Genomic DNA, 15,295 nt, shown 5'->3' with positions numbered 1-15,295 from the left:
GTCGGTTTCGTAACTGCGGTCATCACTCTGGCGCTCCGACGCCTGCAGGATCGACGGGCCAGTCGAAGCGATTAGGGCCGCGAGAAGAAGCGGCTGGCCGGGCTCCGCCCGGGGGCGGCCTCACCACCACCGCTTGCCGCAGATCGGGCAGGGCGGGGACGAGGCGATCGCCGGATGGCTCGACCGCAACCGCGACGCGCGCATGGTCGTCATCGACGTGTTCGCCAAGATCCGAGGCGTCGCCCCGGTCGGCGCCTCGGCCTACGAAGCCGACTACGCCGCCGTCGGCGCCATCAAGCGACTGGCCGACGCCTACGCCGTGCCGTTCGTGCTCGTACACCATGTTCGCAAGATGGCCTCGGACGACTTCCTCGCCGACGTGTCCGGCACCAACGGCATTGCCGGAGCCGCTGACGCAACACTCGTCCGCAAACGCGCCCGTGGCCAGGCCGACGGCGTGCTCTACGTCACCGGCCGCGACGTGGACGAGGCCGAATACGCCCTGTCGTTCGACCCGGCGTCCGGCGCGTGGTCGCTCCTGGACGGTCCGGCCGACGAGCACCAGACCACCGACACACGCGCGGTGATCCTGCGCTACCAGCGCGCCAACCCTGGCAGCGGCCCGCGGGCCATCGCTCAAGGGGCCGCCCTCGGCGAATCCAACGTCAAGAAGACCCGTCGGCGCATGGCCGAAGAAAAGCTCCTGACCACGGACAGCGCAAGCCGCTACAGCCTGCCGGACACGTGGCTGAGAGGTGTCTGTCGGTTGTGGAAGTCGCCGAGCGGCTCGGCACCACCGAGCGATTCCCCCGGCGACGGATCGAAGAACGCCGCATCGAGTTCCAGCGCTTCGGCCGACACGTCCGCATCGCCGAGAGCGTGCTCAACACCTACATCGCCACCTGCACCATCGCCCCGATCACACGTCCGACCAGGAAGCGGAGGGCCGCCTAAGCGGGAGGCAACAAGCCGAAGCCCAAGCAAAGATCACCCAACTACAGGCCGTCCTAGCCGACCAACTGATCTCCCAGCACACCGAAACAAGACCGAACCTGCGCTCTGTGTAGCGCGCCCCTCGAGGTGGCCTCGGACACACAGGAGTCGATCACTCATGGTGCCCACTTCCTCGGACGACCAAGAGGGCTCCGGGAAATGTCACGCGGGCCGATCTGGCGTCCCGCCGCGAAGAGATCCGTCAGGCCATGCTCGACAAACTCCCATGCGAGGTCCAACCTCTCGCCGGGGACAGTCGGCTCCTACCGTTGGTAGGATTAAGTGGTGGACACCAAGCGAACTTCCGTCAACCAGCCTCTCCGTGTCGCGAAGCGCCGCAAGGCCGCGAGTGGGCACAGCGCGACCGAGAAGTTGTCGGCCACCATCCGCCGCGGCCGCAAGGCCGAGATCCGCGAACAGGCCCGCAAGCTAGGCTTGTCCGATTCCGCCTACGTTGATGAGGCGATCGCGGCCAAGCTCCAACTCGACGCCCTTGCCGAGTTCGTTGACGAGCTGGAAGAACGGCACGGGCCGTTCAGCGAGGACGAGATCCAGGCCGCCCTCGCCGCCTGGCCGTCTGCGCAAGATCAGTGAGCGCCGCTCGAGGCCGTCGGGCTGCCCGACTTGGCGGGATCCTGGTACTCGACAACGACGCCATCAACAAGGCCGCCACCGACCGCAACGTTGCGATCTTCTTCGCCGCTGCGCTGCGCAAGCAGGCACGCTTGGTCACGTCCAGTGTCGTACTGACGGAGATCCTGCGCGGCTCCGACCGGGACACGGAACTGAACCATGCGCTGTCCAGCACCAGGACCGTCGTTGAGCCTGTCACCGAGGACCTTGCCCGCACCGCCGGGAAGCTGATCGGTGACGCGGGGTTCGACTCAACGGAGGTTGTAGACGCCTTGGTCGCCGCGACTGCTCACATGTACGCCGACCGTGCGGAGGCGGCAGGGCAACAGCCTGATGTGCTGATCTTGACCGCCGACGCCACCCATCTGCCGGGGCTGACAGGTGACCGAAAAGGAGTAAGAGTGCAGAACGTAAAGGACATTCGCTCTTCCTGAAATCCGATTGGCACGGCCCCACTGGACGCTGGGGGATGGCCGTGTCGGCGGCCCGCGGTTGCAGGTGCGGCCAGAAGAGTGGGCTTCACCCCCCCATGTCGGCCGCAGACCTGTCCCGGGCGCTTGCAGCATTCGACTCCCCCGAGGTTCGGAACATCCGTGAACGTGTCGATCGTCTGGCGCAACACGACCAGTAGCGTGACGGTTGAGCCGCGTGACCGACCAAGGGAGTTCGTCTGCGCGCTGGACCGAGAGAGGTAGCACGAGCCCCGGCTACCGGCGGTGTCGTACAGCATCCGCCACGGCACCCGCTCGCGCAGCCCATGGCCGTCACCGGTGAACAGCCTGTCCAGCCCGGCGCAAGGGATGGCGCGGTCGCCGCGGCGGGCGGGCCTGCGGCGGGTCAGCCGCCGGTCCGGGTTGGTCTCCCAAAGCTCCTGGCGCTGCGCCCAGGTCGTGAACGAGGTGAGCGCGGACAGGTGCCGGTTCCGGGTGGCGGCCGCCGCAGTGTTCCAGCGGTTCATCACCGCGGCGAAGTCCTCGGGCAACAGGCCGACGACCGGGGCCGTACCGCCGGCGACGTCGATCAGCCGCGCGAGGGAGTCGTCGTAGCTGGCGCGGGTGGTCGCGGTCGATGGGTCCGAGTACCGGTCGACGGCGGCAGGGACCGTGCAGGCGCCGGCCGGGCCGGATCGGCTGGGGAATGCGACGACGGACACGGCGGGGACCTCCGCAGGGCGGATGTGACACATAACGTTGCCGAGTCGCCTCCGGGGCGGCGGACGGCGAGCTGGGCGGACGCGAGCCGAGGCGGATCAGTGTGACAAGTGATCCCAACTCGTGTCACAGCCACGGCAGCACCCAAAACCGCACCGTCGGGACGCGCCCCCGACCCGGCGGACTGAAGGTCGGCGCGGACCGGCCCCTTGAAACTCGGTGCCGTCTTCGCCGGTCAGCTATATCCGCCCGATCTTTCGCGAGTACTACGGCGACCCCTACAGGCTCCACCCCGAGGAACTGCCCACCCTGAACGGCCTGCTTTATCTGGGAAGAGCCGGTGGCTTCGGTGACCGCGCGGGAGTTCTATCTCCTGAAAGACACCCCCGTGTACAAGGCCGGGACCAGCATCGGGATCGAACTGGAGGGGGCCGGGCGCGTGTTGAGCGCGGATGAGGCCCTGGCGGCGCTGGCGATGCGCCACCACCTGGCCCACCGGCTCGCCGCGACGGAGGCCGCTCTGATCGGGGCCGCCCGCGAGGCGGGAGCCACCTGGGAGGAGCTCGCGCCGGCGCTGCGGGTGTGCGACCGCCGCGCCGCGCACCGCCACTTCATGCGGCTGAGCGAACCGCGGGAGGGTGGGCATCCCGAGCGGCTCGCGGCAGATGTCACCGGCCGGGCAGCGCAGCACTGTGGTCGCGGGCACGGTCACGGGCTGGACCTGCGAGGGCGCCGGCGCGTGGGACGTTCCGGCGGCGTGGACCGAGCAGCTACACCCACCTCGAAATCCTCCGCCGCGCACTCCTCCTCGACACCTGACCCCGGTCAGATCGGGTTCTTTCTGGGGTGGACCGGTGGGGCGCCTCAGCGGGCTAGCGTTGGAGATGGTGAGGGACAGGCTGCGGAACGTGCGATGCACCCGGCCGGATGACGATGGGAGCCTGCGAGTGCCACAGCCGGCGGGAGTGCCCTTACGGGCGGTCGACCTGCACCGCCCCCTCCGCTCCGGAGGTCCGCGTCCAACTCAAGGTGCTCGCCGTCACCTCGTCGCCTGACGCCCGGGCGCCGACCGGCCCGCGGCCAGGCGTTCCGCGTCCAACCGCCGGGCGATGTCGGCCCGTAGTGCCTTCTTGTCGAGCTTTCCGAGCTTAGTGGTGGGCAGCGCGTCGACCAGCACCACCCGGTCGGGGAACTTGAACCGGGCAACTCCCGCCCGTTCCATGACGTCGCGCACGTCCTCCACCGCGACGCCGCGGCCCGGTTCGACGACGGCATACAGGCAGACGCGTTCGCCCAACTCGGGGTCGGGCATCGCGACGGCGGCGGCCAGGCTGACGCCGGGCACCTGGTAGGCGAAGTTCTCGATCTCCTCCGCCGAGATGTTCTCGCCCGCCCGGTTGATCATGTCCTTGTCGCGGCCCTCGACGACGAGGTTGCCGTCCGGGCGCAGCCGGACAATGTCGCCGGTGCGGTACCAGCCGTCCGGGGTGAACGCGCGGGCGTTGTGCTCCTCGGCCCGGTAGTAGCCCCGCGGAGTGTAGGGGCCGCGGGTGAGCAGAAGACCCGGAGAGCCGGTGGGCACTGGGCGGCCAGTGTCGTCGACCACGAGGATTTCGTCGCCAGCGCTCATCGGGCGTCCCTGGGTGGTGCAGAGGACGTCGTCGGGGTCGTCGAGCCGGGTGTAGTTCAGCAGTCCCTCCGCCATGCCGAATACCTGCTGGAGGGTGCAGCCGAGCATCGGTCGGATGCGGCGGGCCACCTCGTCGGCCAGGCGCGCGCCCCCGACCTGCAGCACCCGGAGCGAACCGAGGTCGCGGTCCGGGTCAGCGAGACGGTGGTCGAGCCAGCGCTGGGCGATGGCGGGGACGACGGCCGTGGCGGTGACTCGCTCGCGCTCGATGGCGGCGAACGCCTCCTCGGGACGGTGCGCCCCCATCACGACCCGGCCGCCGCTCAGCAGCGCGCCGAGCAGCCCCGGGCAGGCCAGCGGAAAGTTGTGGGCGAGCGGAAGTGCCGCGTAGTAGACCGTGTCCGGTCCGAAGCCCGAGACCGCGGCGCTGCGCCTGGCGTTGTAGAGGTAGTCGTCGTGGGTGCGCGCGATGAGCTTGGGCAGGCCCGTGGTGCCGCCCGACAGCAGGAACAGCGCCACCGACCGGCTGTCCGGGCGGTAGGCGTCCACGGCCGCCCGCGGCGCAGGCCCGTCCGGCGGGGCGCATAGCGCGTGCAGGTCCACCGCGCCTGGAGCCGCCGGCCTGCCCAGCACCAGCAGATGCCTCAGGAACTGGTTGTCCTGCTGTATCCCGGCGGCCATCGCTTGATGGTCGAAGTCCCTGAGCACGGCCGGGACCGCGATCGCCACGGCTTCGGCGTGCTCGGCGAGGTAGGCGATCTCGTGCCTGCGATGGCCGGGCAGCGCCATCACGGGGATCACCCCGAGGCGCAGGCAGGCGAGGGTCAGGACGGCGAACTCGATGGTGTTGGGCAATTGCAGGACGACCCGGTCGTCCGGCCTCAGCCCGAGCTTTGCCAGCCGTATGGCGGCGGCATCGGCGCGGTCGGCCAGTTCCCGGTACGTCAGTGTGCGGCCGATTTCGACGAGAGCGACCGAGTCGGGACGGGCGTCGGCGACCGCGAGCAGCTCGTCGCCGAGGGTCCGGCCCCTCCAGTAGCCCTCCTCGACGTACCGCCGGGCCGCGTCCTCCGGCCACTGGACGGCATGGTCGCGGGTCGCTCCAGGCCGTGCCGGTCCAGATTCTTCCGAAGCGGGCTGCATTTCGGGCCGTGTCGATTCAGGCATGGTCCTCCTCCCGGCGGACGACGACGGCGTCCAGTGCGACGAGGCCGTCACTGGTGAGCCGCAGCGGGTTGATCTCGATTTCGGTGACGTCGGGGTTCGCGGACAGCACGGCCGACAGGGCCGACACCAGCACGCCGAACTCCCGCCGGTCAAGGACGGGGCCGCCGCGCCAGCCGTGCAGCAGCGCGCCCGCCGCTAGCTCGTCCGGCATGGCCGCCGCTCTCACCGGGGACACCGGCGCGAGCCTGATCGCCACGTCGGCGAGCGCCTCGGCAGCGGTGCCGCCGAGCCCGGCGAGCACCACGGGGCCGAACACCGGGTCCCGCCGAGCGCCCACCACGAGATCGACGCCGGTGGACGCCATGGCCTCGACGAGGACGCGGTCGGCGCCGATCGCGTCCAGGGCGGAGTCGAGGTCGGCCGGGGTCCGGACGTTGAGCCGCACCCCGCCCGTCTCGGTCTTGTGCAGGATCCGCGCGTCGAGCACCTTGACCGCCACCGCTCCGCCGAGGTCGGCGAGCGCTTGGTGCGCCTCCTGGCGCGAAGCGCACGCGCGGCGTGGTGGGGTGCGCACGCCGAGCGTCTCCAGGAAGGTCTTGGCGGCGTGCTCGTCGAGCGGGCCTTTTGGGACGGGATTTCCGGACGCCGGCTCCGCGGTGTCACGCTCGGCGCGCAGCCGGGCGTCCGTCACCAGTGCCCGGACGGCGTTCGCCGCGGCCACCGGGGTCGTGACCGCGGGCACGCCGAGCTTGTGCAGTCGCGCCCGTTGCTCCCGCACCTCCTCGGCCGGGCCGCCGATGGCGACCACCGCCGGTGTCACCGACGGCAGGCCCGCCGCCTCCGCGGCCGCGGCCAGGTCCACGCTGCCCGGCTCCGTCAGCGCGTAGACCGCCAGCAGGTCGACCTCCGGGTCCGCGGCGACCGTCCCCAGCAGTTCTGGGAACGTCTCGCTGGGACGGCCGGTGTCCACGGGGTTGCGCTGGAACGTCAGCGGCGGCAGCAGGTCGCCCAGGCGGGCTCGTGTCCCGGGCGAGAGTTCCGGGACGCGTATGCCGTCGGCTCCGACCCGGTCGGCCAGCAGCAGCCCGGGCCCGGCCTGGGCGGTGACGATGCCGATGCCGGGGTCGGTGGCGGGGCGCAATCGCACCCTGGACAGTGCCGTGAGCGCGTCGACGAGTTCCCGCTCGTCGTCGACCACGACGGCACCGGCGTCGCGGACGGCGGCCCGGGTGGTGCGCCACGACGTGGCGAGGGCGCCGGTGTGGGAGCGGGCGAAGTCGCCGACATCGGTCCGGCCGACCACCAGGGCCGCGACCGGTTTCACCGCCGTCAGCCGGCCCAGGGCGGCCAACAGGCGTGGTCCGTCCGGGACGGTCTCCAGGTGCAGCGCGACCGCGGTGGTCTCGGGGTCGCCCGCGAGATGGTCGAGCACGTCGGCGGCGGTGACGCCCATCCCCGCACCGATGCCCACGCCGAGGCTGATCCCGTTGCCCGCGCCTGCGAGTTCGAAGGCCAGGGCGTGGTTGACCCCGCCGCTGGCCGCGACGACGGCGAGGCCGCCCGGCGGCACCAGGCCCGCCCCGGGCACGAAGCTCGCGGTCAGGCCCCGGTGGGGGGCGAGGAAGCCGGAGGTGTTGGGGCCGAGCAGCCGGATGCCGGTCTCCTCGGCGACCCGGCGCAGCGCGCGCTCGGGTTCCTCCCCGGTCGGGCCGATCTCGCCGAAGCCGCCCGCGCAGACGAGTGCGGCGCGGCAGCCGGCCGCTGCGGCCTCGGCGAGCGCCCCCGCGCAGGCCGCGGCCGGAATGCAGAGCACGGCCAGATCCAGGTCGGCGCCGGTGTGTGCGCGGGCCTCCGCCACGGACGCGAAGACGCCCGCGGCCGGGTCGGGGTTCCGGGAGTTGACCAGCGCGCGGGCGCCGGGGAAGGCCGCGAGCGAGCGCGCCATGGCCGCGCCGAGCTTGTTGCCCTGGCGGGAGGCGCCGACCACGACGACACCGGACGGGGCGAACAAGGGGGTCAGGTCGTTCACGCGGGCCGCCCTCCGGTCTGCGAGCCGACGAGGTCGGCCCGCCCGGACAGCAGCAGCGTCTCGGCTCGGTCGTCGTCCAGGGGATCCTCCACGATCATGGCCGGGACGTGGTGTCCCAGCCGGGCCTGCTCGGCGAGCAGCACGCGGGTGAGTGGTGTCCCGCCGTGTACGGCCGCCAATGGCGGGGGTCCGGTCCGCACCGCTGCGGCGAGGCGCGCGAACGCGTGGGGCAGGTCGGACTCGTCTTCCGGCGCCGCGAGCCAGAGGCCCTGGCCGGCTTCGGTCGCCGCGCCGTCGCGCAGCGGCACCCGCGCACCGCCCGGCAGGACGGCGACGGCGCCGTCCCGGGCGACCTCGACCGTCGCCCGGCGCCCGGTGGAGGTGTGTGGGCCGACCCTCAGTGGCGAGTCCAGCGGAGCCGCGCCGTGCCGCTTGCGCCAGTCCGCCTCGACGTCGGCGACGAGGCCCCAGTCCCGGCGGGCCAGCTTGGACTTGCCGATGCTGCGGGACAGGAAGTGGAAAGTGAACTGGAGCGGGTCGAAGGCGTCGTGGTAGCGACCGAAATGCTCCCACCAGGCCAGGCTCGGCCGGGCGGAGTTCTGGATCTTCTCCACCGGCGGTCTGCGCTCCGCCTCGTAGGCCGCCAGCGCCGATTCGAGGTCGCCGCAACGCGTTTCGAGGGCGGCGGCCAGCGCGACGGCGTCCTCCATCGCCATCTTCGTGCCCGAGCCAACCGAGAAGTGGGCGGTGTGCATGGCGTCGCCGAGCAGCACGACGTTGCCCGCGTGCCAGCGGCGTGCCCGCCGGGTGTGGAAGTTGGCCCATCGCGAGTTGTTCACCAGCAGCCGGTGCCCGCCGATCTGCTCGGCGAAAAGCTCCTCCAGGTAGCGCGCCGTCTTCTCGTCGCTCGGCCCCGGCGGGCTCGCGACGTCGAACTCGTCCAGTTCCGCCGCGCGCCAGGTCTCCTCGTCGGTCTCCACGATGAAGGTGCTGATGTCCTCGCTGATCGGGTACCCGTGGACGGCGAACACCCCGTGTGGGCCGCGCTGGTGGACGAAGGTCAGGCCGTCGAACATGTAGTCGGTGCCGAACCAGATGAACTTTGCGGTCGCGTTGTCGACACGCGGGCGCAGTTCGGCGGCCAGTCTTTCGCGGAAACGCGAGTTGGCTCCGTCCGCCGCCACGATCAGGTCGTAGTCCGCCAACTCCTCCGGGCCGGAGACCTCGGCGCCGAAGCGCATGTCGACGCCCACCTCGGTGGCCCGGGCGCGCATCACGGCGAGCAGTGTCCTGCGGTGGATCGCCGCCATGCCGTTGCCGCCGCAGCGGATCCGCTCGCCCTTCAGGCGCACCTCGATGGCGTCCCAGTGCCGCCCCCGTGTGGCCAGGGCCTCCCGCAACACCGGGTCGGCCCGGTGGATGCCGGCGAGGGTCGCGTCCGAGAACACCACGCCGAACCCGAAGACGTCGTCCGGCCGGTTGCGCTCGAAGAGCGTGACCTCCGCTGAGGGGTCGGCCTGCTTGATCAGCGTTGCGAAGAACAGCCCGCCCGGGCCGCCTCCCACGCACGCGATCCTGGAAACCATGGGGTACCTGCCTCCTGTCGAAGATCCCCGTACCGTCATGCCGCCAACCTGGCGCGTTGCCGGACTTTGCCTGTTCTGGACGGGCGCCGCGCAGCGGCGCCCGTCATCGCGTCAGGTGGGCGGTTCGACGCCCGCCGCCGGCGCGTGGCCGCCGGACGTCGGCTCCAGGACGGCGCCGAGGCGGCCGACCCGGAGCGTCCAGCCGACTCCATGACGGTCGGCTCGGTGTGCCGGTGGTTCGCGCAGGTGGTGGGCTCATTGCCACATCCGTCTTCCAGGGAGGGGAAGGATGTTCAGGAGTATGTGTCATTTGGAAGTTGCTCGTCAATAAGACGAAACTAGAATTCTGAACACGCCACCATGTCCGGATCCGTCACCGATCACTCTGGCGACGGCCGCCGTGCATGGGATAGTGCATGAGTACGCCTGTCGACGGGAGGAGTCCCCCGGTGAAGCCCCGGTCCATCGTTTTCGATCTCTTCGGTGACTATGTGCGGTACCGCGGAGGTGCCGCCCGGATGCGCACGCTCAACACGCTGATGGGGTGCTTCGACATCGGCGAGAGCACCATCCGGGTGGTGCTGTCCCGGCTGCGCAAGGAGGGCTGGTTCGACGCGCGACGGGAAGGGCGGGAGAGCGTCTACGTGCTGAACCCGCGCAGCCTGCGCCTGCTGGACGAGGGCCGCTCGCGGATCTTCGACCGGGTGCGGGACGAATGGGACCGCACCTGGCACATGGTGATCTACTCGGTGCCCGAGACCGACCGCGCGACCCGCGACCGGATCCGCAAGGAGTTGGCATGGCTCGGGTTCGGCCCCCTGGCGCCCTCGACGTACATCTGCCCGCACGACCGCGTCCAGCAGGTACTGGAGAACTTCGCGGACGAGCCGGTGGTGCGTCTGGACGCGCTGCACTGCCAGTCCCGCAGCCTCCCGGTCGACCGGGAGATGGCCTCGCGCTGCTGGGACCTGGACACGCTCAACGAGGACTACCGCGAGCTGCTGCGGACCTACCGCGGCCGGTTGCCGTCCTACCGTGCCGGCCACCTGAGCCCCAAGGAGGCTCTGGTGGAACGGATGCGGTTGACCTACGACTACCGGAAGTTCCCCTTCCGCGATCCGGACCTGCCGATCGAGCTGCTCCCTGCGGGGTGGGCTGGCCGTGAGGCCCACGAGATGTTCCTTGAGGCGCACTCCCTGCTCGGGCCTCCCGCCCAGCGCTTCTATGACGAGGTCGCGGGCCTGACCCCACCGGCGACCTAAGATCACCGACATTGATGTGTGTGAAAATATCGACGGACGACGTAGAGTTGACGCGCATGGGGCCCCTGCTCGTGTCGTGCACCTGGCCGCCGGGCCCCGGGCCGTCCGAAGACGCGCCCCTACGAGCCCGACCGCCAAGGGAGCCTGAGATCCATGACGCCCACCCATCCCAGCCCGGTGAGGATCACCTCGACCGACGGCGCCGACCAGCCGGCGCGGACGCCGGAACTGGAGGAGCTTTACGGCGGGTTCGAGTCCGAGCTGCTCGTCCCCCTGTGGACCGAGATCGGCGGCCTGATGCCGCCGCATCCTCACTCGAAGGCGCTGCCGCATCTGTGGCGGTGGGACCGGCTGCTGCCGATGGCCGAACGCGCCGGCGCGCTGGTTCCGGTCGGACGGGGCGGGGAGCGGCGGGCGATCGCGCTCGCGAACCCCGGCCTCGGCGGACGACCGTTCGCGACCCCGACGCTGTGGGCCGCGATCCAGTACCTCAACCCCGGTGAGGACGCGCCGGTTCACCGGCACACCCAGAACGCCTTCCGGTTCGTGGTCGAAGGCGAGGGCGTGTGGACGGTCGTGGACGGCGACCCGGTCGCCATGCGGCGCGGAGACTTCCTGCCACAGGCCGGCTGGCACTGGCACGGCCACCACAACATCACCGACAGGCCGATGGCCTGGATCGACGGCCTGGACATCCCCTACCAGTACTTCGTCGACTCCACCTTCTTCGAGTACGGGCCGGATGAGGTCGACACGCGGGAGACGCCCGACCGCTCCCGGGCCGAGCGGCTGTGGGGCCACCCCGGCCTGCGCCCGCTCACCCACCTGGCGCCGACGCCGGCCACCCCGCTGCTCGCCTACCGGTGGGAGCACACCGACCGAGCCCTGGCGGAGCAACTGGCCCTGGAGTCCGAAGGGCACAGGGTCACGGTCGAGCCCGGACACGCCGCCGTCCGCTACACCAACCCGACGACCGGAGGCGACGTCATGCCGACCCTCCGGACGGAGTTCCACCGCCTCGCCCCCGGCACGCGCACCACCGCGACCCGTGAGGTCGGATCCTCGGTCTTCCAGGTCTTCGAAGGCGACGGCGAGGTGACCGTGGGCGACAGCACCTGGACCGCCGTGCGCGGCGACCTGTTCGTGGTGCCCTCCTGGCAGCCGCTGATGCTGGAAACCGAGAACGGTCTCGACCTGTTCCGCTTCAGCGATACCCCCATCTTCGAGCGGCTGCACCAGCACCGCGTCCAGACCGTCACGGCCCCGGAGCACACCCAATGAAGATCGCGACTGTTCGCACCGCCGGGGGGACCCGCGCCGCCCGCCTCGACGACGGCGGGTACGTCCTGCTGGCCGCCCCCGACGTGGGCGCGCTGCTCGAACACCCGGACTGGGCGGACGAGGCGGCGTCCGCGATCGGCGAAGTTCTGAGCCCAGCCGGCAACGCCCTCTCCCCGGTCGTGCCACGGCCCGGCAAGATACTCTGCGTCGGGCTCAACTACCGCACCCACATCCTGGAGATGGGCCGCGACCTGCCTGAGCACCCCACCCTGTTCGCCAAGTTCGCCGAGGCGCTGATCGGCCCGGGGGACGATATCCGGCTCCCACCCGAATCCTCGGCCGCGGACTGGGAGGCCGAGCTCACCGTGGTCATCGGCCGGACCGTCCGCCGCGCCACCGAGCGGGAGGCCGCGGACGCCATCGCCGGCTTCACCGTGATGAACGACGTCACCATGCGCGACTGGCAGTTCCGCACCAAGGAATGGCTTCAGGGCAAGACCTTCGAGGGCACCACGCCGCTCGGCCCCGTCCTGGTCACCCCCGACGAGCTGCCCGGCGGCGTTCGCCCCACACTCGCCCTCGGTTGCCGGGTCAACGGCGGGGAGACGCAGAGGGCCGACACCTCGGATCTGGTCTTCGACCCCGTCGACCTCGTCCGTTACGCCTCCACCATCGTCACCCTCCGGCCCGGAGACGTGATCGCCACCGGCACGCCGGGAGGCGTCGGCCATGCGCGCAAGCCGCCGCGTTACCTCGCCGACGGCGACGCCGTGGTCACCGAGATCGAGGGCATCGGCCGCCTGGAGAACACCGTGAGGACGTCATGAACCCTCGTATCTGGACGGACCGCGGAACGGCGCGCTTCCTCGCCACGTTGGACCGCCTCACCGACGACGAGTTGTCGGCGTCCACCCGTCTGGACGGGTGGACGCGCCGGCACGTCGTCGCTCACGTCCACGGCAACGCCGAGGCGTTGCGTCGCCTACTGAGCTGGGCCGCCACCGGCGTCGAGAACCGGATGTACGCGGGACCGGAGCAGCGTTCGGCGGAGATCGAGGAGCTGTCGGCGCTGCCCGCCGGTGAGCTGCGCGCCCTCGTCCACCGTTCCGCGAGCAGGCTGGGCGCGGACATGGACGCACTGCCGGAAGACGCCTGGGACATCCCGGTGGTCACCGCGCAGGGGCGTACCGTCCCGGCCGCGGAGATCTCCTGGATGCGGGCAAGGGAGGTCTGGGTCCACACCGTCGACCTCGACGCGGGCGTCACCTTCGCCGACCTGCCCGACGATCTCAACGCGGCCCTCGTCGTCGACGCCGCATCAAAGCAGGCGAACAAGGGCAACGCTGCCCGGCTCGCCGAATGGCTGACCGGCCGCACCGCCAACGCCCCCGAACTGACACCGTGGCTCTGAACGCCGCAGCGGCCGGTGCTCGAGATCGTCGAGGACGGGTGCGGCGACCGGGCCGGTGAACCTGCCGGGCGAGTGGCGGCCCCGCCACTCGCCCGGCTCGGCGCACCGCCGACCGCGTGATCGGTAGCACCCGTTGCCGCCTGCACCCGTTGCCGCCTGCACCCGTTGCCGCCTGCACCCGTTGCCGCCTGCACCCGTTGCCGCCTGCACCGTCGCCACCTGATGCGGCGGCTCAGGGGCGAGGGGCCCGGCGGTCCTGCCGCCGCCGCAGCTCCTCGTCGTCGACGAGTGTGAGCATCGGCTGCCCCGGGAGGCACATCATGACGACGACGAAGCGGCTCGGCTCGTCCTTGAGGTTGTTGGCCGCCTGGTAGTGGATGACGTCGCCGCCCGGCTCCCAGAACGCCTCGCCGGCACGGATCACCCGCTCCGGCTCGCCCTCCAGCTCGAAGAGCATCTCCCCTTCGAGCATGTAACCGAAGACGGGGCCGCTGTGGCGGTGCGGCGGTGTCCCCGGTGCACCGGGGGCCAGCTCGATGTGGACCGTCATGGCACAGGCCCCGTCAGGGATCGACGGATGCTGTTCCTGCAGGACGGTGAGGACGGTGCTCGACTGCGGAGTGCTTTGCATGGACGGTACGTTAGGGCGGATTCGGCCCGATGAGATGAGCCATTACGGGTGCGAATCATTGGGCCGTTCGAGAGGCCGGGGCTTCGTCCAACCGCCGCAGCACGCTGACGAGCGAATCGACTGCGGCCTGGTAGAGGTGCGCGGGCGGCGTCCCGTACCCGACCACCAGCGACGTTCGGCGGGGGTCGTCATCGAGCGGGGGGCGCAGGTAGTCGCCTAAGCCGTGCGCACCGACCGACGCGGCACGCAGGGCCGCGGTCACCGTCGCCTCGTCCGGCGAACCGGCGGGGAGTTCGATGATGGCGTGCAGGCCCGCCTCGATGCCGAGGACGCGCGCTCGCGGCAGCCGCTCGCGCACCGCGCCGGCCAGGAGGTCGCGGCGACGTCGGTAGGCCGGCCGGACGCCGCGCAGATGGCGGTCGTAGTCGCCGCTGTCGATCAGGCGGGCGAGCGCGAGCTGTTCGAGCGGGCTGGTGGGGCGGGCTCGGCGCTTGGCCTCGGCGAGCGGTTCGAGCAGGCTCGGCGGACAGGCGATCCAGCCGAGCCGCACCGCCGGTCCGAGGCTCTTGCTGGCCGATCCCACATAGATCACCCGGGACGGCAGGCGGGACTGGAGCGCGCCGATGGGACGCCGGTCGTAGCGGAACTCCCCGTCGTAGTCGTCCTCGACGATCCAGCCGAGGTTCTCCTCCGCCCAGGACAGCAGTTCGGTCCGGCGCGCGGGGGACATGCTCATCCCGAGTGGAAACTGATGGGCCGGTGTGCACACGGCGACCCGTGCGCCAGAGGCGGCCAGTTCCGCACCGGACATGCCCTCGGCGTCCACGGCGATGTCCGCGACGGCCAGCCGGGACGCGACGATGGACACGTGGTCGCCGATGGCGGGATTCTCCATCCCCGCCGTGCCCGCCCCGAGCTCGGCGAAGACCCCGGCGAGCAGGTCGAGCGCCTGCGTGAAGCCGGAGCACACGACCAGATGCGACGGGTCGGCGCGGACGCCGCGCACCCGGCCGAGATAGGCGGCCAGCGTGCTGCGCAGCTCCGGCCGGCCCCTGGGATCGCCGGGGTCGAACGCGTCGGCGGGCGCCTCCCTCAGCGCGTACCGCATGGCGCGGGCCCAGGCGGCGCGCGGGAAGGCGCCGGTGTCCGGGCGGCCGGGACGTAGGTCATGGCGGGCCGCGGACGGCTGGACGGCGCTCGCCCGGCCCGCCGGAGCCGGCGTACCGGCTTCGGCCGCAACGCGCGTCCCCGAGCCGGACCGGGCGGTGAGCCAGCCTTCGGCGACCAGCTGCTCGTAGGCGGCGGCCACGGTACCGCGCGCCACCCCGAGCTGGGCGGCGAGATCCCGGGTCGACGGCAGGCGCGCCCCGGCCACCAGCCGGCCATCACCGATGGCGGCCCGCAACGACTCCTCGACCGCCCGGCGCCGCCCGCCCCTGGGCGGCACGTCCAGGAACAGCTCGGGGCCCGCACCGGACGGAAGGCCGTCCACTCTCTCGTTCATTGAGTGGGCCACTCTAG

The 15,295-nt window shown here is 71.5% G+C and carries 13 protein-coding genes and 1 pseudogene; 9 read left to right on the top strand and 5 right to left on the bottom strand.

The window, feature by feature from the left end; genetic code table 11:
• Window positions 1–202: 202 nt before the first annotated feature.
• The 5 genes and pseudogenes from CHC11_RS43740 to CHC11_RS00365 all read left to right on the top strand — a co-directional run.
• Window positions 203–295: pseudogene (locus CHC11_RS43740) on the top strand (hypothetical protein); the annotation flags it as partial.
• 473 nt (window positions 296–768) lie between these two features.
• Complete coding sequence (locus CHC11_RS00385) at window positions 769–954, top strand: excisionase family DNA-binding protein (protein ID WP_245918634.1); 186 nt, start codon at window positions 769–771, stop codon at window positions 952–954.
• A gap of 324 nt (window positions 955–1,278) precedes the next feature.
• On the top strand, window positions 1,279–1,587 hold the full coding sequence (locus CHC11_RS00380; protein ID WP_143226866.1) for a hypothetical protein: 309 nt from the start codon (window positions 1,279–1,281) through the stop codon (window positions 1,585–1,587).
• Entirely contained in the window at window positions 1,584–2,060 is a 477-nt protein-coding gene (locus CHC11_RS00375; protein ID WP_179278614.1) for a PIN domain-containing protein, read from the top strand. Before CHC11_RS00380 ends, CHC11_RS00375 begins: the two co-directional genes overlap by 4 nt.
• Window positions 2,061–3,117: 1,057 nt before the next feature.
• Window positions 3,118–3,708, top strand: coding sequence for a hypothetical protein (locus CHC11_RS00365; RefSeq protein WP_089309527.1), 591 nt, complete (start codon window positions 3,118–3,120; stop codon window positions 3,706–3,708).
• A gap of 108 nt (window positions 3,709–3,816) precedes the next feature.
• On the opposite strand, the gene CHC11_RS00360 is transcribed toward CHC11_RS00365, so the two are convergent.
• From CHC11_RS00360 to CHC11_RS00350, 3 genes are read right to left on the bottom strand one after another with little or no spacing between them, the layout of a single operon-like run.
• Complete coding sequence (locus CHC11_RS00360; protein WP_245918633.1) at window positions 3,817–5,574, bottom strand: (2,3-dihydroxybenzoyl)adenylate synthase; 1,758 nt, start codon at window positions 5,572–5,574, stop codon at window positions 3,817–3,819.
• Window positions 5,567–7,603 carry an acetate--CoA ligase family protein gene (locus tag CHC11_RS00355; RefSeq protein WP_089309525.1) on the bottom strand — a complete coding sequence of 679 codons (2,037 nt, stop codon included), beginning with the start codon at window positions 7,601–7,603 and terminating at the stop codon, window positions 5,567–5,569. Before CHC11_RS00355 ends, CHC11_RS00360 begins: the two co-directional genes overlap by 8 nt.
• A complete protein-coding gene (locus CHC11_RS00350; RefSeq protein WP_245918632.1) occupies window positions 7,600–9,168 on the bottom strand; it encodes an FAD-dependent monooxygenase in 1,569 nt (522 codons plus the stop codon). The genes CHC11_RS00355 and CHC11_RS00350 overlap by 4 nt, the downstream gene beginning before the upstream one ends.
• Window positions 9,169–9,605: 437 nt before the next feature.
• On the opposite strand from CHC11_RS00350, the gene CHC11_RS00345 reads away from it, so the two are divergent.
• The 4 genes from CHC11_RS00345 to CHC11_RS00330 all read left to right on the top strand — a co-directional run bounded on the left by CHC11_RS00345 (window position 9,606) and on the right by CHC11_RS00330 (window position 13,143).
• Window positions 9,606–10,451, top strand: coding sequence for a PaaX family transcriptional regulator (locus CHC11_RS00345; RefSeq protein WP_245918631.1), 846 nt, complete (start codon window positions 9,606–9,608; stop codon window positions 10,449–10,451).
• 153 nt (window positions 10,452–10,604) lie between these two features.
• A complete protein-coding gene (locus CHC11_RS00340) occupies window positions 10,605–11,732 on the top strand; it encodes a cupin domain-containing protein (protein WP_089309522.1) in 1,128 nt (375 codons plus the stop codon).
• Window positions 11,729–12,559 (top strand): fumarylacetoacetate hydrolase family protein, encoded by an 831-nt coding sequence (locus CHC11_RS00335; RefSeq protein ID WP_089309521.1) that lies wholly within the window; start codon window positions 11,729–11,731, stop codon window positions 12,557–12,559. Before CHC11_RS00340 ends, CHC11_RS00335 begins: the two co-directional genes overlap by 4 nt.
• Window positions 12,556–13,143: a maleylpyruvate isomerase family mycothiol-dependent enzyme gene (locus CHC11_RS00330; protein ID WP_089309520.1), complete on the top strand. Its 588-nt coding sequence runs from the start codon at window positions 12,556–12,558 to the stop codon at window positions 13,141–13,143. The genes CHC11_RS00335 and CHC11_RS00330 overlap by 4 nt, the downstream gene beginning before the upstream one ends.
• Before the next feature lie 232 nt (window positions 13,144–13,375).
• Here CHC11_RS00330 and CHC11_RS00325 read toward each other — a convergent pair whose 3' ends face one another.
• The gene (locus CHC11_RS00325) at window positions 13,376–13,774 is read right to left on the bottom strand and encodes a cupin domain-containing protein (RefSeq protein ID WP_089309519.1); all 399 of its coding nucleotides are present in this window, start codon (window positions 13,772–13,774) and stop codon (window positions 13,376–13,378) included.
• 55 nt (window positions 13,775–13,829) lie between these two features.
• Window positions 13,830–15,278 carry a MocR-like pyridoxine biosynthesis transcription factor PdxR gene (gene pdxR, locus CHC11_RS00320; protein ID WP_089309518.1) on the bottom strand — a complete coding sequence of 483 codons (1,449 nt, stop codon included), beginning with the start codon at window positions 15,276–15,278 and terminating at the stop codon, window positions 13,830–13,832.
• Window positions 15,279–15,295: the final 17 nt, after the last annotated feature.

The sequence above is a fragment of the Actinomadura mexicana genome, from assembly GCF_900188105.1.
Classification (GTDB): Bacteria; Actinomycetota; Actinomycetes; order Streptosporangiales; family Streptosporangiaceae; genus Spirillospora; species Spirillospora mexicana.
This window is presented reverse-complemented; position numbering and strand designations above follow the sequence as displayed.

Bases quoted from the DNA above. Each gene is read 5' to 3' on its own strand.
- CHC11_RS00360 (WP_245918633.1), bottom strand. From the start codon at position 5,574: ATGCCTGAATCGACACGGCCCGAAATGCAGCCCGCTTCGGAAGAATCT.
- CHC11_RS00345 (WP_245918631.1), top strand. From the start codon at position 9,606: ATGAGTACGCCTGTCGACGGGAGGAGTCCCCCGGTGAAGCCCCGGTCC.
- CHC11_RS00340 (WP_089309522.1), top strand. From the start codon at position 10,605: ATGACGCCCACCCATCCCAGCCCGGTGAGGATCACCTCGACCGACGGC.
- CHC11_RS00335 (WP_089309521.1), top strand. From the start codon at position 11,729: ATGAAGATCGCGACTGTTCGCACCGCCGGGGGGACCCGCGCCGCCCGC.
- CHC11_RS00330 (WP_089309520.1), top strand. From the start codon at position 12,556: ATGAACCCTCGTATCTGGACGGACCGCGGAACGGCGCGCTTCCTCGCC.
- CHC11_RS00325 (WP_089309519.1), bottom strand. From the start codon at position 13,774: ATGCAAAGCACTCCGCAGTCGAGCACCGTCCTCACCGTCCTGCAGGAA.
- pdxR (WP_089309518.1), bottom strand. From the start codon at position 15,278: ATGAACGAGAGAGTGGACGGCCTTCCGTCCGGTGCGGGCCCCGAGCTG.